This window comes from Acinetobacter sp. SFB, assembly GCF_001647545.1.
Classification (GTDB): Bacteria; Pseudomonadota; Gammaproteobacteria; order Pseudomonadales; family Moraxellaceae; genus Acinetobacter.
In genome coordinates, this window is sequence record NZ_LSZH01000015.1 from 95,106 (window position 1) to 119,263 (window position 24,158).

The 24,158-nt window shown below is 42.6% G+C and carries 22 protein-coding genes and 1 riboswitch; of the genes, 14 read left to right on the forward strand and 8 right to left on the reverse strand.

The features are described 5' to 3' along the window. The first annotated feature begins 128 nt into the window (after positions 1-128). Positions 129-270: riboswitch (yybP-ykoY riboswitch) on the forward strand. A gap of 72 nt (positions 271-342) precedes the next feature. The 7 genes from AY606_RS12760 (at position 343) to recJ (ending at position 7,831) form a co-directional block, all read left to right on the forward strand. Continuing rightward, positions 343-918 carry a TMEM165/GDT1 family protein gene (locus AY606_RS12760; protein ID WP_067869283.1) on the forward strand — a complete coding sequence of 192 codons (576 nt, stop codon included), beginning with the start codon at positions 343-345 and terminating at the stop codon, positions 916-918. A gap of 181 nt (positions 919-1,099) precedes the next feature. After that, positions 1,100-1,897, forward strand: a complete 798-nt coding sequence (locus AY606_RS12765) for an oxygen-binding di-iron domain-containing protein (RefSeq protein WP_067869286.1) — start codon at positions 1,100-1,102, stop codon at positions 1,895-1,897. A 97-nt stretch (positions 1,898-1,994) separates the two neighbouring features. Next, positions 1,995-2,357: a YkgJ family cysteine cluster protein gene (locus tag AY606_RS12770; protein ID WP_067869289.1), complete on the forward strand. Its 363-nt coding sequence runs from the start codon at positions 1,995-1,997 to the stop codon at positions 2,355-2,357. Between the two features lie 181 nt (positions 2,358-2,538). Next, positions 2,539-4,005, forward strand: coding sequence for an IMP dehydrogenase (guaB, locus tag AY606_RS12775; RefSeq protein WP_067869292.1), 1,467 nt, complete (start codon positions 2,539-2,541; stop codon positions 4,003-4,005). 124 nt (positions 4,006-4,129) lie between these two features. Continuing rightward, complete coding sequence (glmM, locus tag AY606_RS12780) at positions 4,130-5,461, forward strand: phosphoglucosamine mutase (protein WP_067869295.1); 1,332 nt, start codon at positions 4,130-4,132, stop codon at positions 5,459-5,461. 9 nt (positions 5,462-5,470) lie between these two features. Further along, the gene (gene pdxH, locus AY606_RS12785; RefSeq protein WP_067869298.1) at positions 5,471-6,127 is read left to right on the forward strand and encodes a pyridoxamine 5'-phosphate oxidase; all 657 of its coding nucleotides are present in this window, start codon (positions 5,471-5,473) and stop codon (positions 6,125-6,127) included. Beyond that, on the forward strand, positions 6,128-7,831 hold the full coding sequence (gene recJ / locus AY606_RS12790) for a single-stranded-DNA-specific exonuclease RecJ (protein WP_067869303.1): 1,704 nt from the start codon (positions 6,128-6,130) through the stop codon (positions 7,829-7,831). A gap of 52 nt (positions 7,832-7,883) precedes the next feature. Here recJ and AY606_RS12795 read toward each other — a convergent pair whose 3' ends face one another. The 3 genes from AY606_RS12795 to AY606_RS12805 all read right to left on the reverse strand — a co-directional run bounded on the left by AY606_RS12795 (position 7,884) and on the right by AY606_RS12805 (position 10,880). Next, positions 7,884-8,717 carry a putative porin gene (locus AY606_RS12795; protein WP_067869307.1) on the reverse strand — a complete coding sequence of 278 codons (834 nt, stop codon included), beginning with the start codon at positions 8,715-8,717 and terminating at the stop codon, positions 7,884-7,886. 174 nt (positions 8,718-8,891) lie between these two features. After that, on the reverse strand, positions 8,892-9,680 hold the full coding sequence (locus AY606_RS12800; protein WP_067869310.1) for a putative porin: 789 nt from the start codon (positions 9,678-9,680) through the stop codon (positions 8,892-8,894). Between the two features lie 438 nt (positions 9,681-10,118). After that, positions 10,119-10,880 (reverse strand): IS5 family transposase, encoded by a 762-nt coding sequence (locus AY606_RS12805; RefSeq protein ID WP_067869313.1) that lies wholly within the window; start codon positions 10,878-10,880, stop codon positions 10,119-10,121. A gap of 262 nt (positions 10,881-11,142) precedes the next feature. On the opposite strand from AY606_RS12805, the gene prfB reads away from it, so the two are divergent. From prfB to AY606_RS12830, 5 genes are all read left to right on the forward strand, one after another. Then, a protein-coding gene (gene prfB / locus AY606_RS12810) for a peptide chain release factor 2 (RefSeq protein WP_155858206.1) occupies positions 11,143-12,238 on the forward strand; the annotation gives its coding sequence in 2 pieces (ribosomal slippage) (positions 11,143-11,214 and positions 11,216-12,238; 1,095 coding nt in all). A gap of 232 nt (positions 12,239-12,470) precedes the next feature. Continuing rightward, positions 12,471-12,773, forward strand: a complete 303-nt coding sequence (locus AY606_RS12815; RefSeq protein WP_067869321.1) for an ArsR/SmtB family transcription factor — start codon at positions 12,471-12,473, stop codon at positions 12,771-12,773. Between the two features lie 39 nt (positions 12,774-12,812). After that, a complete protein-coding gene (locus tag AY606_RS12820; protein ID WP_067869323.1) occupies positions 12,813-13,889 on the forward strand; it encodes an alkene reductase in 1,077 nt (358 codons plus the stop codon). A 110-nt stretch (positions 13,890-13,999) separates the two neighbouring features. After that, positions 14,000-15,280 (forward strand): 3-deoxy-D-manno-octulosonic acid transferase, encoded by a 1,281-nt coding sequence (locus AY606_RS12825; protein ID WP_067869326.1) that lies wholly within the window; start codon positions 14,000-14,002, stop codon positions 15,278-15,280. Positions 15,281-15,488: 208 nt separating this feature from the next. Beyond that, positions 15,489-16,202, forward strand: coding sequence for a 16S rRNA (uracil(1498)-N(3))-methyltransferase (locus AY606_RS12830; RefSeq protein ID WP_067869329.1), 714 nt, complete (start codon positions 15,489-15,491; stop codon positions 16,200-16,202). On the opposite strand, the gene AY606_RS12835 is transcribed toward AY606_RS12830, so the two are convergent. Together AY606_RS12835 and AY606_RS12840 are read right to left on the reverse strand one after the other, a co-directional pair. Beyond that, positions 16,185-17,159 carry a mechanosensitive ion channel family protein gene (locus AY606_RS12835; protein WP_067869333.1) on the reverse strand — a complete coding sequence of 325 codons (975 nt, stop codon included), beginning with the start codon at positions 17,157-17,159 and terminating at the stop codon, positions 16,185-16,187. The two genes, AY606_RS12830 and AY606_RS12835, sit on opposite strands and share 18 nt — an antisense overlap. 111 nt (positions 17,160-17,270) lie before the next feature. After that, a complete protein-coding gene (locus tag AY606_RS12840) occupies positions 17,271-17,852 on the reverse strand; it encodes a DUF805 domain-containing protein (RefSeq protein WP_067869336.1) in 582 nt (193 codons plus the stop codon). Positions 17,853-18,139: 287 nt separating this feature from the next. Between AY606_RS12840 and acs the strand changes: the two genes are divergently transcribed. Further along, complete coding sequence (gene acs / locus AY606_RS12845; RefSeq protein ID WP_067869339.1) at positions 18,140-20,083, forward strand: acetate--CoA ligase; 1,944 nt, start codon at positions 18,140-18,142, stop codon at positions 20,081-20,083. A gap of 131 nt (positions 20,084-20,214) precedes the next feature. After that, positions 20,215-21,396: an acyl-CoA dehydrogenase family protein gene (locus tag AY606_RS12850; RefSeq protein WP_067869342.1), complete on the forward strand. Its 1,182-nt coding sequence runs from the start codon at positions 20,215-20,217 to the stop codon at positions 21,394-21,396. Between the two features lie 83 nt (positions 21,397-21,479). Here the strand turns inward: AY606_RS12850 and AY606_RS12855 are convergent, their stop codons facing one another. The 3 genes from AY606_RS12855 to msuE form a co-directional block, all read right to left on the reverse strand. Beyond that, positions 21,480-22,094, reverse strand: coding sequence for a riboflavin synthase (locus tag AY606_RS12855; protein ID WP_067869346.1), 615 nt, complete (start codon positions 22,092-22,094; stop codon positions 21,480-21,482). 143 nt (positions 22,095-22,237) lie between these two features. Next, complete coding sequence (sfnG, locus tag AY606_RS12860) at positions 22,238-23,374, reverse strand: dimethylsulfone monooxygenase SfnG (RefSeq protein WP_067869349.1); 1,137 nt, start codon at positions 23,372-23,374, stop codon at positions 22,238-22,240. 29 nt (positions 23,375-23,403) lie between these two features. Beyond that, the gene (gene msuE / locus AY606_RS12865) at positions 23,404-24,138 is read right to left on the reverse strand and encodes an FMN reductase (protein ID WP_067869352.1); all 735 of its coding nucleotides are present in this window, start codon (positions 24,136-24,138) and stop codon (positions 23,404-23,406) included. Positions 24,139-24,158 lie beyond the last annotated feature (20 nt).

Consider the following 24,158-nt stretch of genomic DNA (forward strand, 5'->3'; position numbering starts at 1 on the left):
ATCATTAAAATGTCTGAAAGATCCTACTCATCTCATCATCATTGCTTAATTTTATTTATTTTAATCTTCTATTGTAAAATACTGACATTAAATTGATTTGATAAAAAACAGCTTTGCGATTAAAATCACTCCACTTCATTGGGGAGTAGCCGCTTTTTACGCAATGTAAAAAGGTGATGGTCAACATAATTGTTCAACAGAACATGGTCATCATAGCAAAGAACCAATTCAGCTTTTTAAAAGCTTTTTTTGTTGGCAAGACCTTTGATTTATCACTCCGCAGATTTTGGCTAGCAGGAGCGATAAGTCATTGGCAAATTTTGCTAGCCAGAGAAAGATCTCATGTATGAACTGCTCATCTCTACCGCTATTGTTGCCCTTGCTGAAATGGGTGACAAGACCCAGTTATTAGCCTTGTTGCTGGCTGCGCGTTTTCGAAAACCTGTTCCTATTCTATTTGCCATTTTATTTGCCACCTTATTGAATCATGGTATATCGGCAGTGCTTGGCCAATGGATTACCACGGTATTAAGTCCAGATGTGTTGCTGTGGATTGTGTCGATTGGCTTTATCGCGATGGCACTGTGGATGCTTGTTCCAGATGAGCTGGAAGATGAAACCGATAATATTAATAAATGGCAAAAATACGGTGTGTTTGGGGCAACCTTTGTGCTGTTCTTCTTGGCGGAAATAGGCGACAAAACCCAAGTGGCCACCGTTGCTCTGGCAGCGCGTTTTGACAGTGTGTTCTGGGTCATGCTGGGCACCACCCTTGGGATGATGATTGCCAATGCGCCGGCAGTCTTTGTCGGGAACAAGCTGGCTGACAAATTACCCATTCCTCTGATTCATAAAATTGGTGCGAGCATATTCTTGATTATTGGTGTGGCGACGTTGGTGCAACATTATTTCTTTTAAAGTTGAATAGTAAATAAAAATCCTGGCATTTTAGTCGGGATTTTTTATGGCCAAATGCACCGCAATTTACTGATAAAAATCACAATATCTCAAGATATGTTTGTTGTAAATTTCAGTAATTCCCTATATGTTGTGTGGCATTAAAAATGCACTTTTACAACAATATTTGGGGGAATAGGTTATGGCATTTGATCGCACTACATCACAAGTGTTATTTGATAATGGCACACATAAATGTATTAGCTTTACCAGCCTGGTCAAAGGTGAGGGTGTACAAGCCAACCAGTTTCTAATTCTAGATCATGAACGTGCCGCAGTGCTGGATCCAGGCGGTGATTTAACCTATGTTCCACTGACCATGGAGCTGAATAAATATACCCGCCTGACCAATCTTGATTATGTGATGGCTTCCCATCAGGACCCCGATATTATTACCTCGATGCCGCGCTGGTTGGTCTATAGCGAAGCCAAAGTGGTGGCTTCTAAACTCTGGGCACGTTTCTTACCGCATTTGAACTCGGCCTTTATGAGTGACCGAATGAAAGGTGGATGGTTGGAACGCCTGATTGAATTGCCGGATCACGGTGGGATTATTCCTTTGGGCGAATCACGTATTATTGTAGTGCCCGCGCATTTCCTACATTCCGTTGGTAACTTCCAGTTTTACGATCCGATTGCAAAAATCCTGTTTTCCGGTGATATGGGTGCATCAATGGTGGATGATGCCGCTAAACCATTGGAAAACTTTGCAGCGCATATTCCCAAGATGAAAAGCTTTCACCAGCGCTATATGTGTTCCAATAAAGTGATTCGCCTTTGGGTAAAAATGGTTCGCACCATGGATATTGAAATGATTGTGCCGCAGCACGGTACGCCATTTATGGGTAAAGAGCAGGTTAACCAGTTCCTGGACTGGATTGAAACTTTAGAGTGCGGTATCGACTTGATGGATGAAACCGTATTTACCTGTCCTGAATAATATCTCGGCTGTTCACTGATTTTCCTTGCGTATAAAAACAACATTTTTTAATATTCCTGTCTAAAAATTAAACTTTTGATGATAGGGATTGATAAGAATGTTGTCTCAAATCCCCACGCAGGATGCCTGTTTAAGCTGTGGCGCGTGCTGCGCCTATTTCCGGGTTTCATTTTATTGGGCAGAAGGTCTTGCCATGCCGGACCACTATACGCAACCTGTAACAGCAGTGTATTCGTGTATGACTGGCACCCATCAAAAGTCACCACGCTGTATTGCCCTGACAGGTGAAATAGGCAAGCAGGTAAGCTGTGGAATGTATGAAGCACACAGTTCCAGCTGCAAGGAAGTGCAAATTGCCGATGAGCAATGCAATAAAGCCCGATGTGCCTACAATATGATTCCGTTTATATCCCTTGAAACAGCAGAGCCAAGCAATGATGATTTTGATCAGGTGGTTTAGTTTAATCGTCGCTAAAATTAAGTCTTAAGTCATATAATTCAGCAGAGTTGCTGTTTTTGAACAAAAAAATTCTTAAATGTGCAGTAATGTAAATTTATTTTTCACTGTGCTTTGCAATTAACATGAATAAACCTGTATTTTTTGTTTATAATAGCGCACGGAAATTACCAGTGAGACTGTTATGTTGACCATCGTTCAAGAAGCGCTAACCTTTGATGATGTCTTATTACTGCCTGCCTACTCAACTGTCCTCCCAAAAGATGTCTCTCTAAAGACACGCCTTACTCGTGGCATTAATCTGAATATTCCTCTTGTTTCAGCTGCAATGGATACTGTGACAGAATCACGTATGGCGATTGCGATGGCGCAAAACGGTGGTATTGGCATCCTGCATAAAAATATGGATATTTCTGCTCAAGCAGCTGAAGTACGCCGTGTGAAAAAATTCGAAGCAGGGATGGTGAAAGACCCTATCACTGTGACGCCAGAAACAACGGTTCGTGAATTAATTGCGGTGACTCAAGCCAACAATATCAGCGGTGTACCTGTTGTTAAAGATGGCAAAGTGGTCGGCATTGTCACTGGTCGTGATACACGTTTCGTGACCAATCTGGAACAGCCAGTCAGCAACATCATGACTGGGCAAGACCGTTTGGTGACTGTTCGTGAAAACGAATCTAAAGAAAATATCCAAGCCTTATTACAAAAAAACCGTATTGAAAAAGTATTGGTGGTTGGCGACAACAACGAACTTAAAGGTTTGATTACGGTTACTGATTTCCGTAAAGCAGAGCTTTATCCAAACAGCTGTAAAGATGACCTTGGCCGCTTACGTGTTGGTGCGGCAGTGGGTACAGGAATTGAAACACCTGCACGTGTTGAAGCATTGGTTGAAGCAGGCGTGGATGTGATTGTAGTAGATACTGCACACGGTCACTCTGCGGGTGTAATCGAACGTGTTCGTTGGGTTAAAGCCAACTATCCACAAGTGCAAGTGATTGGCGGCAACATCGCAACGGGTGATGCTGCATTGGCTTTACTTGATGCCGGTGCGGATGCGGTTAAAGTCGGTATTGGTCCAGGTTCAATTTGTACTACACGTATCGTTGCCGGTATTGGTATGCCGCAAATGTCTGCAATTGATTCTGTTGCAAATGCATTGAAAGATCAGATTCCTTTAATTGCTGATGGTGGTATTCGTTTCTCTGGCGATATGGCAAAAGCCATTGGTGCAGGTGCGAGCACCATCATGGTCGGTTCACTTATGGCAGGGACTGAAGAAGCGCCTGGTGAAGTTGAATTCTTCCAGGGCCGTTACTACAAAGCTTACCGTGGTATGGGCTCATTGGGTGCAATGGCGGGTGCGACAGGTTCTGCAGACCGTTATTTCCAGGACGCTAAAGCAGGTCAGGAAAAACTCGTCCCGGAAGGCATTGAAGGTCGCGTACCTTATAAAGGTCCTATGGGCAACATTGTGCATCAAATGATGGGCGGTTTACGTTCATCTATGGGCTACACCGGTTCTGCAGTGATTGAAGATCTTCGTCAAAATGCGAAATTCGTAAAAATCACTTCGGCAGGTATGTCTGAATCCCATGTGCATGATGTGACCATTACTAAAGAAGCGCCAAACTACCGCGTTGGTTGATTTTTAGTAAGCCAAGCCATGAAAAGCCGTCATTTTTATGACGGCTTTTTTGATTTTGGTGTAAAGTAATTGCGGATAAAATTGGATGATGAATATCATCATATATATAAGAAGTGAGTGAAAAATGAGTTATTTTGGAACAGATGGCATTCGCGGAAAGTTTGGGGAGCTTCCAATTACACCTGAATTTGCGCTTAAGCTAGGCTTTGCGGCAGGTAAAGTATTAAAACAATATAGTAAGAAAACCAAGCCCATCGTGGTTATGGGTAAAGATACCCGTTTATCTGGCTATATTTTAGAATCTGCATTACAAGCTGGTTTAAATGCTGCTGGAGTCTATGTTCATTTGTTGGGACCATTGCCAACCCCCGCAATTGCACATTTAACCCGTGCTTTGCATGCCAGTTTAGGCATTGTGATTTCAGCTTCGCATAATCCTTATTTTGATAATGGGATTAAGTTTTTCTCAAGCGAAGGCAAAAAATTACCCGATGAAGTTCAAGAGGCAATTAATCAAGAACTTGAAAAAGAATTGAAAATTGAAGATACCGCAAACCTGGGTAAAAGCGTTCGTGTTAAAGATGCCAACGGCCGTTATATCGAGTTTTGTAAATCCACATTTCCTTACCATTTTGACTTAAGTAATTTAAAGATCGTGGTGGATTGTGCCAATGGTGCTGCGTATAACGTAGGTCCTTCGGTCTTTAAAGAATTAGGTGCTAAAGTTATTGCACTCTATAACGAACCTGATGGTTTAAATATTAATAAAGACTGTGGTTCAACCCATCCTGAAAGTCTGCAAAAATCAGTGCTTGAACATCAAGCTGACTTAGGGATTGCTTTTGATGGGGATGCAGACCGCGTAGTTTTGGTGGATAAATATGGCCAGTTGGTTGATGGCGATAACATCCTTTATATTCTGGCGACCCAAGCGAGCCAGAAACCTGCCGGAATTGTCGGTACGGTCATGAGCAATATGGCACTTGAATTGGCACTCGAAAAAGCGCAAGTTCCATTTATACGTGCCAGTGTAGGTGACCGTTATGTATTGCAAGCACTAGATGAAAATGGCTGGGTGATTGGCGGTGAGCCATCCGGGCATATTTTGACGCTAGACAAGAGCACCACAGGCGATGCGATTATTGCAGCCTTGCAAGTATTGACTGTTATGGTTGAACAGAAAAAAGCCTTGCATGAATTGGTTGCAGATTTCCATTTATTGCCCAATGTACTGGTAAATGTTCGCTTAGACGCAATGTTTGATCCCTATGCTGTGCCTGCACTGGTGACTGAATTTGAAAAAGCGGAACAACAACTTAAAGGTCGAGGTCGTTTACTGATTCGTAAATCGGGCACTGAACCGGTCATTCGGGTGATGGTGGAAGGTGAAGAGCTTCAGGAAGTCACCGATTTAGCCAACCATCTTGCAGATGCTGTGCGTGCCAATGCGGCTTAAGGGAACAATATGAATGATGTGATTAAAGACTTGAGCGAACTTCGCTTAAGTTATCAAAAAGGTGAATTACATGAAGCGCATGTAGATGAGAATCCACATGTACAGTTTTTAACATGGTTTAACGCATCTTTAGAAGCCAAGTTGCATGAACCCTATGCCATGTCTTTGGCCACGGCAAATGCGCAAGGTCGTCCGCACGTACGTACCGTATTATTACGCGGTGCAACGCAGGCAGGTTATGACTTTTATACTAATTATGACAGTCAAAAAGGTTTGGATTTAATCGAAAATCCTTATGCGGAACTGCTGTTCTACTGGCCTGAACTGGAACGTCAAATTCGGGTGAGTGGTAAAGTTGAAAAGATCTCCTTGGCAGAGTCGACCGACTATTATCATAAACGTCCACGGGATAGCCAGATTGCCGCGCATATCAGTACACCACAAAGTGGAGTCATTGCTAGCCGTGAAGAATTGCAAACACGATTCCAGGCTTTGCAAGATCGGGTTGCAGAAAAAACAGAATTGGCCAAACCAGAATTCTGGGGTGGTTATCGTCTGGTGCCGGACTATTATGAGTTTTGGCAAGGGCGGCCAAACCGTTTACATGACCGCTTAAGTTATGAAAGAATCGACGCTACGTGGAAATTACAACGGCTCATGCCTTAAATGCCAAAAACCCTGATTCAGCAACGACCTTTTATTACACGCCCTGAAAATATTCAGGGCGTGTCGCCCTTTATTGCGCAAATTTTAGCGCGCCGTGGTGTGCAATCTGAACAAGAACTTGAATTTAAACTGAAACATTTACTCGCTCCAAATATGAAGGGTTTAGAACAAGCCATTCAAATTATGAATCAAGCGATTGATGAAAATAAAAAAATAGTTATTGTCGGTGACTATGATGCCGATGGTGCAACCAGCACCGCATTGATGGTTTTAGCTTTACGGGATATGGGTGCCAATGTTAAATATTTGGTTCCGGATCGGTTCAAGTATGGCTATGGTTTAACACCCAAAATTGCCGATCTGGCTTTTACCCGCTATCAGCCAGACCTGCTGATTACGGTCGATAACGGTATTTCCAGTCATGCAGGCGTTGAACAAGCGCAAGCACATGGCATGCAGGTGATTATTACCGATCACCATTTGACCACCAAGGAAACGCCTAAAGCGGAAGCTGTAGTCAACCCGAATCAACTGGGTTGTGAATTTCCGAGTAAGGCCTTGGCTGGGGTGGGGGTTGCATTTTACTTACTTGCCAATCTGTCGAGTTATCGAAGCAAATTCGGAAAGTCGACTTCCAAAGTGACCCAGTATTTAGATCTGGTTGCACTGGGTACTTATGCAGATGTCGCAAGTCTAGATTATAACAATCGCATTTTGGTCGATGCCGGGGTTAAACGGATTCAGCAAAATCAATGTCGTGCAGGGATTAGTGCTTTACTCGATATTGCAGCACGCGAACCGTCGCAACTCAAAGCCCAAGATTTGGGCTTTGTACTTGGTCCACGAATTAATGCGGCTGGGCGCATGGAAACCATGGACATTGGTATTGAATGTCTTCTGGCAAGTGATATGCAAACGGCTTATCCATTGGCGCAGCAGTTGAATCAATTGAATATTGAGCGTCGTCAGGTGGAAGCGCAGATGAAACAAGAGGCCTTATCTGAATTAGCAAACTTGCAATTGGATCAGGCAGATTTACCTGCGGCTTTAATTTTATTTGAACCGTATTGGCATCAGGGCGTGATTGGCATTGTGGCAGGTCGTCTGAAAGAACAGTTTCATCGTCCAAGTATTGTTTTTGCGGCAGATGACGATGGTATTCATATCAAAGGTTCTGCACGTTCCATAGAGGGCGTGCATATTCGGGATGCGATTGAACTGATTGCGGAACAACATCCGCATTTGGTCAGTCACTTTGGGGGACATGCCGTAGCAGCGGGTTTAACCATCAAGAAACAGCATTTTGAAGAATTTAAGCACGCTTTTGAGCAGTTAATTTCAACTCTGGATGAATCACTGTTTCATGCGACTGTATGGACGGATGGTGAATTACCGACAGAAAATTTTCAAATTGATACAGTCGATCTGCTGCAAAATCTAACCCCATGGGGACAAAAGTTTCCGTCCCCGATTTTTGAAGGCGTATTTAAAGTCTTGGATTATCGCTGGTTGAAAGAAACCCATTTGAAATTGCGTTTGGCTTTGGAAAATGGCCAAATTGTGGAAGCGATTGCCTTTAATGCCAGTGAGAAATTTGAATTTGATGCCATGCAAAATAGTATTCGACTGGTGTATGAAATCGATAAAAATGACTTTAATGGCAACGTCAGTTTACAACTGCGGGTCATACATTTAGCACAATAAAAAAACCGCTCAATTGAGCGGTTTTTTTATTGATTTGATTCATCGGGTCTGATTAGAAGCGGAATGTACCGTTAATACCGAATGAGTCAGCACCATCAGTTGTGGTGTAATTAACACCTACAGCAATTGCTGGAGTAAAGAATTTTTGAGCACGAACTGAAAATACAGTGTCAAAATCATCTAAAGTCGCATCATTAACCGATACACCCACGCTTAAAGTTGGGTCAATATAAAGATCAGCAGCTAAGCCATACGCTGTTTCATCACCGAATGCAGTTGATGCTTCAAAGTTAGCATAGTGGTTGCCAATCAAAGTTACATATTTAGCACGCAAGGTAAGCGCGGTATCATCTGCTAATGCAGAAGCAGCACTATAAGTATTGATAAAACCTTTTTTAGCGACTTGATGTGCATCGATGTTTTCTTTTGAAACACCCGCAGCTAAAAGCAAGCCATTGATTGGTAAGTAACCTGCTTCAATTGCATAACCGGTATTATCATCTGATGCTTTGATGAAATCATCTTCAACAGTAATTTCTGCTCGATTTAAGCTACCCGCAACATAGAATTGTGTATTGGGAATAAAGAATTCACCATTGATACCTACAGTATCAATTTTAAGTTCAATGCCTTCTTCATCGTTGCTTGCATTGGCATAAGCCAAACCAATATTGCTGGCTTTACCTAAAAAAGCAGCTTCAGCAAGAGGAGCATTTTTAACTTGAACCCCATTTAAATAATACTTCCCCCCAATTGCATATGTATCAACGCCATCAGTATCATCAATATCAGTATTTTCATATGCAGCATAGATTTCAGCTTGGTAAGCATGTGCAGTCCCTAGGCTGGCAAGAAGTGCTGTAGCAAGAGCAAGTTTCTTAAGCATTTATATTTCTCTCTTTGTTATAAAAATATAACTGTTTTATTAACAGTTGTAACAAATTGTACAGTTTATATTCGCCCCGTCAATGTGCAAAAAATACCTAAATGCTTTTTTTGAGTGCAAAAAAATGGCCCATCTAAAGATGGGCCATTTTATGAAAAGTAGGTTAAGAGGTGATTAGAAACGGTATTTTGCAGCTACACCAAATGAGTTGTAGTCATTGTTACCGATTTCACCGAAACCAACACGACCTTCAAGGCTTACTTGTTGGTTAATGAATTTACGTGCATTGATACCAAATTCACTTTGATCAACTAAGTCATTGTTATGATAGTCAGCACCAACGCTTAGTGTTTTATCAATGAAGTAATCGGCAGCAAGATTGTATTCATCTAGATCACCAAATGCAGCACCAGCTTCTAGGTTGATGTCTTTACCATTACTTAAGGTGGTAACATATTTTGCACGTAGTGTTGGATCTACGCCATCGTCATAGTCGTTGTCATAACCTTTAAGACCAGCGGCAATCAATAGGCCTGGAGCTGGAAGGTAACCGACTTCAGCGGCATAGTATGTGGTGTCAAAGTCAAATTTTTGACCTAAAAAATCATAACGTTCTGTTTGATTTTGACTGATGTTACCGCTTAAATAAAAGTCAGAATTTGGTACGTAAACTTCTGCACCGATACCATAAGTGTTGTCATCTACATCACCACGATCAGCAAATGTTGCTTGTGCATTTACGTTACTTGCACGGTCAAGGAACGCTGCTTCTGCAAGTGGGGCATTACGAGTTTGCACGGGGTTAAAGTAATAAGTACCATTTACACCAAAAGCACTACCTGAACTGCCATTATCTGGATCCACGTAAGCTGCTGCTGCGCCTACTTCGGCTTGGTATGCATTTGCTGTACCTGTTACTGCTAGAGCAGAAAGAAGTGCTGAAGCAATGGCTAATTTTTTCATGGATACTACCCCTAAAATTTATGGTTAAAATTAATACATTTTTTGTTACAAGTTTAAGTCTAGAGCAAAAAAAATCTGGGTCAATCATCGCAAGGTTACTCAAATGTTGCTAACGTAATCTTATGTAAGTTTAAATGGTTAAGTATTTGAAAAAAATAATATTATTTAAATGTTTTGTTTTATTAAAATTATGGAGAGTTAATGAATTTATGTGAATTTTTAATAAAATTTTAAGTATTTTGTAACACAATAGTAAGTTAATATTAAAAAATAACCTCAATTGAGTCTGCTTTTTTACTCATTTTTTGATCACTGAATTGTCTAAATACCAGATGATAATTTGGACGAAAATTGAGTCTTTAAAGATTTATTCTGTATAAGCCGGATTTAAATTAAAAATTAATTTTAGCTGTTTTGAGACTAGGGTCTGTTGACATTTCATAAGGGTAACCAAATAAAGATATACGCTAAAGCAACTGAATTTTCGTAGTTCTGCTTTAGCTTGTCGTAACGAGTAGCAATTCCTCTGAAATGTTTTAACCTCGCAAATGTATTCTCAACTAAATGTCTGATTCTATATAAATACCAATCCATATGTTGATTGCTAGATTTAGAATTACACTTCTTTGGAATATTGGCTTTGGTTTGAGTTTTTTTGATTTTCTCTCTGAGAGGCTCAGAATCATAACCTTTGTCTGCACATAGTATTTTTGTTTCTTTTAAATCCAAGCCATCGATCAAATCAGGTGCAACTTTCACATCGTGCGTTGTGCCATCACCAATGATGAATTCGATAGGGTTCCCACTGGCATCCACAGCTAAATGTATTTTAGAGCTATTTCCACCGATGCTTTTTGAAATAGCTTGATGATAGATGCCAGTCGCATGCTGATGAGCTCTAATATGACTAGCATCAATAAAGATCCACTCTAAATCTGCATGACTAGATAATAACTTAAATATTTTGAGTAACTTATTATCTTTACTCCATCGGCTGAATTTCTTGAAAATAGAGTTTGGTTTGCCGAAAGCATCAGGTAAATCACGCCAAGGACATCCCGTTCTAATCCGATAAAGGATCGCTTCAATAAACAATCTTAAATTCTGTTTGAGATAAATACCGAAATTGGAGATGAGGAGCACTGCTCCGTAAGATTTCAGCTTAGACCAGTGTTGATCATTCAGCATTGTACGAGGCATAGCGAGGAGTGAATTTAGTTTGGCGATTGAATTCTACTTTCTCGCTATTTTTTTGAACAGCAAATGTCAACAGATCCTAATCTTTTTAATAAATATACCAAGCATTTATTTAAGGCTTTAAGGGCGATTCACGTACTTAAATCAATAAAAATTTTAAAAATGTCAGCAGTGATCTGATCGTAGCTCCTCTAAAATTGCATCCATGCTCTGTGTTATAATTACTGCCTATTTAAGCCTAGTATTCTGATTGAGAGTAATTCACGTGGAAATTAATCCTTATCTAAACCAACTAAAAGACTTAAACGACCGTGGTCAAACACTACGGGGGTATCTTTGACTACGATCTGAAAAAAGAGCGTTTGGAAGAGGTTCTCCGCGAGTTAGAAGATCCGACGATTTGGAATGATCAAAGTCGTGCACAAGCCATGGCCAAAGAAAAAGGCGAGCTTGAAAACGTACTCAATGTACTTGAAGGTTTATCGACGCAACTTGAAGACGCGCAAGCGTTGCTAGATTTAGCGGTTGAAGCAGATGACGAAAGTTTGCTTGAAGATGTGCAAGCAGAATTAGATGCCTCTGAATCTGAACTGGCAAAACTTGAATTCCGTCGTATGTTCAGTCATCCCATGGATCCAAACCCATGTTATGTGGAAATTCAGGCGGGTTCTGGTGGTACAGAAGCACAGGACTGGGCTTCAATGCTGCTGCGCATGTATTTGCGCTGGATTGAACGTCATGGCTTTAAAGCGGAATTGATGGAAGAATCTGACGGTGATGTGGCTGGAATTAAATCGGCGACGATTCGTGTAGAAGGCGACTATGCCTATGGCTGGTTACGTACCGAATCCGGTGTTCACCGTTTAGTACGTAAATCGCCCTTTGACTCGGGTAACCGTCGTCATACTTCATTCTCTGCAGTATTTGTGTCACCTGAAGTTGATGACAACATTGAAATTGATATCAATCCTGCGGATGTTCGTACTGATACCTATCGTGCATCGGGTGCCGGTGGTCAGCATATTAACAAAACCGACTCTGCGGTACGTTTAACCCATGCACCAACAGGAATTGTGGTGGCGTGTCAGAACCAGCGTTCACAGCATGCCAACCGTGACCATGCCTGGAAACAGCTACGTGCAAAACTGTACGAACGTGAAATGCAAATTCGTAACGATGCCGCTCAAGCACTGGAAGATACCAAATCGGATATCGGTTGGGGCAGCCAGATTCGTTCCTACGTACTGGATGATTCACGTATTAAAGATTTGCGTACCGGTGTGGAAAGCTCGAACACGGGTGCAGTGCTGGATGGCGATTTGGATAAATTTATTGAAGCCAGCTTAAAACAGGGCTTATAAGTTTATGGCTTGAAAAACAGAGGCTTGTCCTCTGTTTTTTTAGCTTTAAAATTAAGAGACTTGAGTTAATGAAACTCAATGATCAGACAATGTTAGAATAGAGTGAAGTTGTACAAAATTGCAGCAATTTACAAAATGAATATACAATATCGATAAATTTCGATATTAATATCGTATAAATTCGATATAATGATTCTAGGTAAGGTGCTGATCATGACATGAGTGAAATGAGATGGACACAGAAGCAATTTATAAAGCCTTAGCCAACCCGATTAGACGTCAGATTCTGCAATGTTTAAAAGAGCCTGAGCGTTACATTTCCACTGAAGAGTGCGGAAATGATTTTAGTCGTGGCGTGTGCGCAGGGCAGATGGAAAAAATTGCCGATATCTCTCAATCGACCATGTCCAATCATTTGTCGGTGCTGCAACAGGCAGGACTGATTGATGTAACCAAATATGGGCAATGGTCTTATTTCTCGCGTAATGAAGCACTGATCCAGGAATTTTTACAACATTTACAGCATGCGCTTTAGACTTTAATCAGTCCGGGCAAGCTGTAAGAGGATTGCTTGATGACAGATTTTTCAACACCGATTCAGTTTGGTGAACTTAAACTTAAAAACCGTGTTGTGATGGCACCTTTGACGCGTAGCCGTGCCACTGTAGATCGTGTGCCGACCGCAATGATGGCCGAGTACTATGCACAACGTGCAAGCGCAGGTTTAATCATTTCAGAAGCAACGGTAATTTCTGAAGAAGCCAATGGCTATGAAAAAACGGCGGGCTTATTTACCGATGCGCAAGTTGAAGGCTGGAAACTGGTTACTGATGCCGTACATGCCAAAAACGGTTTGATTGTGGCGCAATTGTGGCATGTCGGCCGGGTATCGCATCCTGATTTGTTAAAGGGTGAAACGCCGGTTTCAGCCAGTGCCGTACAACAGGCTGGTCATGTCAGCTTGTTACGTCCAAAACGTGAATACGTGGTGCCGCGTCCCCTAGAAATATCAGAAATTCAAGCGATTACCGAGCAATACAAACAGTCTGCGATTCGTGCCAAAGCTGCCGGTTTTGATGGGGTGGAATTACATGCTGCCAATGGTTATCTGATTGACCAGTTCTTGCAAACTTCAACCAATAAGCGTACCGATCTTTATGGCGGTTCAGTTGAAAACCGTAGCCGTTTTCTGCTTGAAGTGGTGGATGCCCTAATTGAAGTCTGGGGTGCAGGTCGTGTTGGGGTGCATTTGGCACCGCGTGGCGATGAACATGATATGGGTGATGACAATGCAAAAGAAACTTTTGGTTATGCGCTAGAAGAACTCGGTAAACGTAAAATTGCCTTCTTCTTTACCCGTGAATATTTAGCCGATGACAGCATCAGTTTAGAGATGAAAGCACGTTCAAATGGTGTGCCGTATATTGCCAATATGCGTTTAAGCCGTGAAGATGCGCTTGAATTATTGGAATCGGGCAAAGCCGAAGCGGTGTCTTTTGGTAAAGCCTATATTGCCAATCCTGACCTTTTTGAGCGTTTGGTGGAAGATGAACCACTGAATGAATTGAAGTTTGAAAATATGATTGGAACCGATGTGGCAGAAGGTTATATTGATTATCCTTTCCTTAATAAACAGCTAGCCGAAAGCTAAGTTGATCCAGCGGTAAAGCAGAATAAATCATTGAGCAGAGCAGAATTCATTAACATGTGGAGGCTGCTCTGTTATATTTTGCCGATTGAACACAATTAGAGGCAACTTGTTTGGCTACTCCTTTTTGGTACAACGCAGCATTATCCGTCATTAAACCATTGTATCAATGGAAGATCAAAAAACGTGCGTTGAATATGGAGCAATTGCAACAAGAGTGTCTTGAGCGCTTTGGCCCTTTCCAGCCGCCTAAAAACCTGCATGCTATCTGGTTTCATGTCGTGTCAGTGGGCGAAACCAATGCGGCGCAACCTTTAATCGAACATTATTTAAAATTAGGTCATGCAGTTTTAGTGACCAATACCACCAAGACTGGCCAGGCACGTGCAAAATCCCTGTTTTTAAAAGCCCCGTATGAGCAGCTGTTTCAGGCTGTGTATTTGCCTGCAGACCAGAAACATTTGGTGCAGGCGTTTTATCAGAAATATCAGCCAAAATTATTGGCTTTGGTAGAAACTGAAATTTGGCCAAATTTAATTGATCAGGCGCAGCAATTTAAAGTGCCCTGCTTGCTGATTAATGCCCGACTTTCGGAAAAATCTGCCCAAGGCTACGGCAAAGTTCAAGCGCTGACCCGAGGCATGCTGAATGGTTTAGACCAGTTACTGGCACAAGATCAAGCGACCTTAGACCGTTTCCTAAATTTAGGCATGCCTAAAAATAAAAGTCAGGTCTTGGGCAGTATCAAGTTTGATATTCATGCACCTGAAACATCTATTCAACAGGCCGAACAACTGAAGCAAAATTGGAATTTATCGTCACGTAAAATTATTACCCTCGCCAGTACGCATGCGCCAGAAGAACAAAAACTACTGAACGCGTTAAAGCCTTATCTGATGCAAAATCCAGAGATTGTGGTCATTGTTGTGCCACGCCATCCGGAACGCTTCGATGAAGTGTTTCAGCTTGCACAAACTCTAGATCTAAAAACTCAACGTCGTAGTTTAGGTGAAGAAATTCAAACCCATACCCAAGTCTATTTAGCCGATAGTATGGGCGAGATGTGGCTGTGGTATGCCTTAAGCCAAGTCTGCTTTGTCGGCGGTTCGTTGAACGAGCCGGGCGGTGGACATAATATTTTAGAGCCGATTGCATTAAATGTACCGACAGTTTTGGGTAAAAATTACTTTAATTTCCAAACCATTGTTGATGAATTTATCGCTGTAGGCGGTGTAAAAGTTTTAAATGATACAGAGCAGGCAGCGAAGGAATTAATTGAATTTTTGACCGATCAAGATAAAGCTGCCAGATTAAACATTGCGGCGCAGCAGATCATGCAGAAAAATACAGGATCTTTAGCCAAGCATATTGCGGTAATTGATCAGTATCTTTAAAAATAATCTCAGATCAAAGCATTCACGACCTCAAAAGTCAGGATAGGTTCTTATTTTGTCGTGTAGGTCTTTGCTACTTTTAAAAGATTAAAAGTAGCAAAAATCTTTTGCAGTGCTGAAGGTACATCCTGTACCTCAGCACTGCGGGCGACATCCATGTCGCCTTCCGCGGTAGCATAGAGCATCACATTTTTTAAAGCTGAGTCTTATGAACATCGTCCTTCTTGACCCGCGTCAAACTGAATCAGAGCTTTGGTCGATTACCTCGAAACGTCAGCTGGAACATTTAAAACAGCATATTGATGTGCAACTCGGTGACAGCTTAAAAGTGGGCATTCGTGAAGGAAAGCGCTATCTGACTGAAATTGTGGAAGTGACTGAACAAGCGATAAAATTAAAACCCATTAAAGAAGAGCGTGTGGCTGAAAAACTTCCAGTCACTTTAATTGTGGCGATGCCGCGTCCAAAAGTACTACGCCGTTTAATTATGGATAGCGTGACCTTGGGGGTAGAAAAAATTATTCTTTTGCACAGTTATCGGGTGGATAAAAGCTATTGGCAAACCCCGTTTTTACAACAGCTAGATCAGTACGTGACTCTAGGTTTAGAACAGGCCGGGGATACCATTGCACCGAAAATTGAAATCTATAAACGCTTTAAACCTTTTGTAGAAGATGTGCTGCCCAGTTTAATTACCGCAAATTGTCCAGCTTATGTGGCCCATCCGTATGCAGACATGAAAATGCCATTTGCGATTGATCATCCCTGTACGATTGTGATTGGCCCCGAAGGCGGCTTTATTCCCTATGAAGTGGATTTACTGATAAAAAACGGCTGCCAAGCGGTGAGCTTAGGCAACCGTATTATTCGAACCGAAACCGTAATTCCTTACGTACTTGGTCGCTTATTTAGCACGTGCTGATTCAGTCGCTTCAGCTTCACTGCCCCGATACACTTTCACTTCCTGTACTGGGTAAGGAATAGAAATATTGTGTTCCGCGAAGGCTTTAATCACCTGTTCCTGAACTTCGCTGATAGAGGCCGACGTGCTAGTTTCAGTGGTATCGACCCACCAGCGCACATTCAGGTTGATTGAGAAATCTGCAAGCGCACTGACATTGACACTAAACGCAGGCTGGCTAAGGATGCTCTGGTTTTTATCCAAAAGGGTCATAATGATATTTTTGGCTTTCTGAATATCATCTTCATAGCCAATGCCGACTACAAACTCACAACGGCGACGTTGATAGGCGGTATTTACTGTCACTGCACTGGTATAAACAGTGGCATTTGGAATCACAATACGACGACCATCGGGGGAGCGTAAAAAAGTTGCACGAATCTGAATGTCTTCAACCGTACCTTCCATGCCCGATACGATAATGTCATCACCAATTTTGAACGGTTCGCCCAGTAAAATTAGAATACCGGAAAGCAGGTTTTGGAAGATGTCTTTGAACGCGAAACCGATCGCAACCGAACCAATCCCCAATGCGCTCATCAGCTGACCCGGGGTGAATCCTGGAATGGCAATGACCATGGCAATCAGGAAACCAAAGAACATGATGGCTGAACTACCGACCCGGTTGAGCACCAGGACTAAATTCTGTTTGGTGTAGCTGCGGTCTGTTAAAGCTTTACGGACAAAAAATTTAAACAATTTTGACAGTAAATAGAAAATCGTAAACACCACCAGCGCAATACAGATATAAGGTAAACGTTCCCAGAATGCCTCGACAAATTTATCGATGGTCGAATAGGCATCATTGTATTTTGCTGTGTGTTTAAGTACGGTTTGTGCCGTTTTTTCACCTGCTTCGTGCAACAAATCTGATGTGCCTTGAGTTACTTCACTCAAGGCATTGTTTTGTTCAGCCACTGGTTTTCCGAATGATAAAAATTATGCGCTATTTTGCCTGAAACTCACTCATAATTTAAGCCGTAATAAAACGTATTACCGGACATTTTGTCAGAAAACTGTCAGCAGCTTTTAAAAATACTGAGTGCCTTTTTGAATGACTTCTTGCGGCATTTCCAGTTCGCCGGCACCAAACATATAAGAGACGATGCTGCCTGAAGCCAAGAAACTTAACACAGTGATAATAATCATCAGCCACGCCAGTATTTTTTCCCAGACCGGGGTTTCACGCGGCAAACCATAATTGTTGAGACCCTTGGTGCCTGAGGCTAAAAGCAGATATAGACCCATAAAAATATTCAGTAGCGGCACCAGAAACAACAGAATTAGCCAGCCACTGCGGTTCAGGTCATGCAAACGACGTACTGTAATCACCATCAAAAAATAGATGTACAGTACCAAAATCACCACGAAGCCGATTCCTGCTAGCCCGGTTAAAGTATTCACAAACTGATTGTCGACCGAGAGGGTAGTCAGGTTGAAAATACCCATGGTCAGGCTAAGTGCAATGGTGGCAAAGAAAGTAATTAAGTGAATAAAGCCATACCAGCCGATTGAACTCAAGCGACCAAAACGACCTTCTGGAGATAATGGATTATCTGAACGTGTCGGTTGCGGTCGGGAAAAAAAGGGGGATGAGTCTTGCGGGTTCATATGCTTTTCCGAGTAAGAGTGAGCTAAGAAAATGGAGGTTGGGGTACAGCATTGAAAGCATTTTCTTGTTAAATTATAAGATCAAATGAACAGATCAGATACGAATAAGACCATTTTTGTTGTTGTATACGATAAGCAGTCTGTGTTTTAAATTATATAAATAAACTACGACCAAAGCATGATTGAAGCGGTTGAAAAATAATCGCCATACTGTGTGTATGCATTTAATAAAATCAATAACGTGGCATAGCATCTCGTGATGAGATGAAAAAAGCAAGGAAGTACCTATGAAAGAGATCTATCCTGTACCAGAAGAATTTAAAAAAACCGCTCGTACCACCGAGTCTGAATATTTCGAGCGTTATCAACAATCCATTGATCAGCCTGATGAATATTGGGCAGAGCAAGCCAATAAACTGGACTGGATTAAACCTTTTAGCCAAGTCAAAAATACCAGCTTCGACAAGGATAATTTCAAGATCGAATGGTTTGCCGATGGGCAGCTTAATCTGAGTGCCAATTGTCTAGACCGTCATTTAAAAGAACATCCGCATAAGCCGGCAATTATCTGGGAAGGCGATCATCCTTCACGACATAAAATTATTTCCTTTAAAGAACTACATGATGAAACCTGCCGTTTTGCCAATGTGCTCAAAAAACATGGAGTGACCAAAGGCGACCGTGTGGTGCTGTATATGCCCATGACCTCTGAAGCTGCTATTTCCATGCTGGCATGTGCACGAATTGGTGCGGTGCACTGTGTAGTATTTGGCGGTTTCTCGCCAGACTCACTGGCCAGCCGGATTGAAGACTGTCAGGCAAAAGTCGTGATTACTGCCGATTCCGGCATGCGCGGTGGCAAGCCGATTCCACTGAAAGAAAATGTTGATGCTGCACTCAATGTGCAGGGAACTGAATCGGTTCAAAATGTGATAGTGGTGCACCGTACCGGCAATCCGATTGAACTTAAGGAAGGACGTGACCTGTGGTATCACATGGAAATCATGTCGGTCAATGAAATCTGCCCGCCTGAACCGATGAATGCGGAAGATCCTTTATTTATTCTGTATACCTCGGGTTCAACTGGAAAACCGAAAGGAGTGTTACATAGCACTGGCGGTTATCTGACTTATGTAAACTCGACTTTCCGCGAAGTTTTCGATATCAAGCAGGATGATGTGTTCTGGTGTACCGCAGATGTAGGCTGGATTACCGGACATTCCTATGTACTGTATGGGCCATTGTCTAACGGTACCACCACAGTCATGTTTGAAGGTGTGCCGCAATATCCGACCTGGGCACGTACTGGGCATATTGTTGACAAGCACAATGTCACCATTCTCTATACCGCACCAACCGCGATTCGCGCCATGATGCGTGAAGGTGATGCCTTTGTCCGCGAAAGTGACCGCAGCAGTTTGCGTTTAATCGGTTCCGTGGGTGAGCCGATTAATCCGGAAGCATGGAATTGGTATTACACGGTGGTGGGTGAAAGCCGTTGTCCCGTCGTCGATACTTGGTGGCAAACCGAAACTGGCGGGATTTTAATTTCACCATTACCTGGAGCCACAGATTTAAAACCGGGTTCGGCTACCCGTCCATTATTTGGCATACAACCCGCTATTGTCGATGCAGAAGGTAAAGAACTGGAAGGTGAAGCGGAAGGGAACCTGATTATCAAGGATTCCTGGCCAGGTCAGATGCGCACCATTTGGGGTGATCCGGAGCGTTTTATTGAAGCCTACTTCTCGACTTATCCGGGAACTTATTTTACCGGAGACGGTGCACGTCGTGATAAAGATGGCTATTACTGGATTACCGGTCGGGTGGATGATGTGCTGAATGTTTCTGGACACCGTTTAGGCACGGCAGAAGTAGAAAGTGCCTTGGTGGCGCATGAGCATGTCGCTGAAGCTGCGGTCGTCGGTATGCCGCATGATATTAAAGGTCAGGGCATTTGTGCATTCGTGACCTTACAAGCCGATTTTGAAGAATCTGACGAGCTACGTAAGGAGCTGATCCAGTGGGTGCGTAAGGTGTTAGGACCCGTCGCTACACCGGATGCCTTGTATTGGGCACCGGCCTTACCTAAAACCCGTTCCGGTAAAATCATGCGTCGCATTTTAAGAAAAATTGCTGCCAATGAGCTGGATACGTTGGGGGATACCTCAACCTTGGCCGATCCACAGGTGGTAGACAATCTGATCGCGACCGTCTATCCCGACAAGTAAGCGATTTGATTCATGACCGCCTGTATTTTTCAGGCGGTATTTTATTTTGCGTATAAAGATTGCAGGCATTGAGATAAAGCAGCAAAAACTCATCTGCTAAACTAAACACACAGGAATAATCAGACCATATTATGAATGCTTCAACATCGTTAAGCTCAGCTCACCCGATTGAGATCGCCCGACAACTTGCCGAACAGTTTGCAACCACTGCGGCTGAACGTGACAAACAGGGCGGCAACCCAAAATTGGAGCGTGATTTAATTCGTCAAAGTGGCTTATTGGGTCTTTCTATTCCTACCCAACATGGTGGACAAGGGGCAGACTGGAAAACGATTTTTCAAACCATTCAGACCATTGCCCGAGTGGATAGTTCACTGGCGCATGTTTATGGTTTTCACCATTTATTGATTGCAACGGTGCAACTGTTTTCACAACCTGAGCAATATGCAACATGGTTTGAGCAAACAGCACAACAAAATCTGTTTTGGGGCAATGCTTTAAATCCGCTGGATCGACGAACCACGGCAGTCAAAGTTTCCGAAAATGAATACGTATTTCATGGCGATAAAAGCTTTTGTTCAGGCTCGATGGATTCGGATATCCTGCTTTGCTCAGGTTATAACGAGGATGGAAAATTACTGATAGGGGTGATTCCAACTGCGCGTGACGGAGTGAGCTTTTTAGGTGACTGGAACAATATGGGGCAACGCCAGACCGACAGCGGAACCAGTCATTTCGAGCAGGTCAAAATTCAGCAGCATGAATTGCTGCTCAATCCGGGGCCACTCAGCACACCTTATTCGAGCTTGCGTCCTCTGGTGGCACAGCTCATCTTTGTGCATCTGTTCTTGGGCGTGGCAGAAGGTGCCTTTGAAACTGCAAAACAAACCGTACAAACTCAAAAAGCATGGTCAAAATCTTTGGCTGAAAATGCTGTGAATGATCCCTTTACCCAAAAGCATTTTGCCGAGTTTTATGTACAGCTTGAAGGCGTGCGTTTATTGGCAAATAAAGCGGTGGAGACGCTGCAAAATGCCTGGGATATAGGTGAGAAATTAACAGCCGAGCAACGCGGTGAAGTCAGCATTGCCATTGCCACTGCAAAAATTGCTGCGACCCATACTTCGCTATTTATCACTCAGAACATTTTTCAGGTGATGGGCGCACGTGCGACCACAGCCAAACTGAATTTAGGTCGTTTCTGGCGCAATGTCCGTACCCAGACGCTACATGATCCGATTGATTATAAATATCAGGAAGTCGGGGAATGGCTATTGACCGGTAAAGTACCAGATCCGAGTTTCTATTCTTGACGTGGTATTTTATCCGAAACTCAAAAAGCCTTTAGATAAAGGCTTTTTTATTATGCAACTCGGTAAAAATTGAAAAATAAGGCTTAACGCTGATGGATATTTTCTAAGGTATCGACCAAAGTTCGGGTCATTTGGTCAATTTCATAATTTACTTCATCACCAGCTTGGGCATCTTTCCAGGTGGTTAAACGAAGCGTTTCAGGAATCAGATCGACCGAAATTTCATGGGTTTCGCGGTCGACACGGTTAATGGTGAGACTGCAACCATTTAGCCCTATAAAACCTTTTAAGAAGAAATATTTGATATTACCGTTTGGAATCTGAAGGTCAATGTGGAAAGTCTCACCGCGCCGTTCCAGTTGCTTGATCCGAGCAGTGCCTTCGATGTGTCCATACAGGTTATGTCCGCCGTTTTCAGCACCCACTTTGGCAGAACGCTCAATATTAATCTGATCATCGACTTTTAAATTCTTTAGGCTGGTGAGTGCTAGAGTGACCTCGGAAATATCAAAATGAATTTGATTCAGTGCAGTATCAATGGTGGTGACGGTTAGACATACGCCATTAATCGCAACACTTGCACCAATAAAAATATCGCCAAAAAAGTGATGTTGGTTGCTGACCACAATGGTAATAAAACCATCACCTTTTTTAATTTCAATGATTTTTTCCAAGCCTTGAACAATACCTGTATACATTGACATTTTCCTTATTCAGATGACTGCGATTGTAAGTAGCAATCTGTAATATGACTACTGTATTTGCATAAAAAACCCCTCAAGCCGAGCCTTGAGGGGAAAATGGAGCTACTTTTTATTCTTCTTATTATTCTCAAAAGTGGTTAAGCTGACTTGGCTTGAACCCGTTGTTCTTGTTGCTGTTTTGCTTCAAGTTCCCGAACCAGAGGCAATACCTTCGCACCGAAGTATTCAACTTCCTCAATAAAGTGTAAGAAGCCTGACAATACCAAGTCGACACCGACTGCTTTCAATTCCAGAATACGCTGTGCAATTTGCTGTGGAGTTCCAATCAGATTGGTCTTAAAGCCATCGTTATACTGCACTAAATCTTCAAAAGTCGATTTTGCCCAGTTACCTTCACCCTCTAATGTTGAAGCACCTGCTTCACGGCTAGCATCACCAAAAGCATTCACGGCTTGAATATTGGCTTTATCCACAATTTCTTGCAGAACGGATTGCGCTTCTTCTTCAGTTTCACGTGCAATAATGAACGCATTGACACCAATTTTGACACTGTGATTATTGCTTTTAGCCTTTTTGCGAATATCATCGACCTGCTTTTTGATTTCTTCAGGCGTGTTGCCATTGGTGAAGTACCAATCTGAAACACGTGAAGCCATATCACGTGCAGCACGCGAACTGCCACCTTGGAAGATTTCAATATGCGGTTTTTGCACCGGTTTTGGACTTAGGGTGTAATTCTTGAATTGATAATACTTGCCCTCAAAACTGAAATTATTTTGAGTCCAGACTCCTTTTAAAGAACGAATAAATTCTTCTGAACGGGCATAACGCTGATCGTGTTCTGGCCATTCTTCGCCAATCGCATCAAATTCACCGCGGAACCAGCCACTGACCACATTAATGGCAATACGTCCATTGGTCAGATGGTCAATCGTTGCCAATTGTTTGGCAGCCAGTGCTGGTTTCCAAGGGCCGGGCAAAATCGCCGCAATTACTTTTAAGCGTTCCGTTTTAGCCAAAATGCCATGACTGAAGCTTACTGACTCATGTTGATTTTCTGCGTTGTAGCCAGCAGTAAAACGAATCTGCGTCAGTGCATACTCAAAGCCACTTTTTTCGGCAGCTTGAGCCAGTCTTACATTGTACTCATAGCTCCAGTCGGTACGCTGTTCAATATTACTCACCACCAAGCCGCCGCTGACATTCGGTACCCAATAGGCAAATTTTATATGGTTGTCTTGCTGTACTTGTGGTTGTGCGGGTGGTTGGGACATATCTAAACCCTCGAGGTGAAAGTCGCAGATTAAGCGACTTGAGTCTTCGGTACTTTTTTACTGTGCAGGCGAGATTCTGCTGCATCTAGGCTTGGCACTGCCGCAGATGGAAGCACTTCTTCCTGCTCGATTTGTTTATTAATGCCCAAATTTTGGTTGGCTTGTTGGGTTTTTTCTTTCACCACTGCCGCACGTTGTCCTTTAGCCGGTGCCCATTCAAGGATAGGGAGTGCACGTGCCACTGCCAAAGTAATGCGGTCACGCAAGAATTCGCTGTGAATGCTGTATTCAGGAGTGAAATCGCGGTCGGTTGCATAAACACCGATGGGCAAAGTTTGCGCCTGAAAGAAGCTAAACAATGGACGAAGTTGATGTTCAAGAACCAATGCATGACGTTCAGAACCACCCGAAGCTGCAAGCAGGACAGGAACATCCACCAATGCTGTTTGTTCTACAAAATCAAAGAAATGTTTAAATAGACCGGTAAATGATGCGCGGTACACTGGCGTACCTACAATTAACGCATCTGCTGCTTCTACGGCAGCCAAATCATCCTGTACCCGTTGTGGTAATTGATTACGGTAGATCGCACCCCCCATCAATTGACCAATTTCGCTGAATTTAATGAAATGGACATTAATCGGCGTGGCTTCACCCAGTTCGTCCAGAATCGCTTGAACCAAAGCTTCAGTTTTTGACGGGTTGTTCAAACCACCCGATACAGCAACAATATTTAAGGGTTTTTGTGTATTTAAAATAGACATTTTGGGATAACCTAAAACAA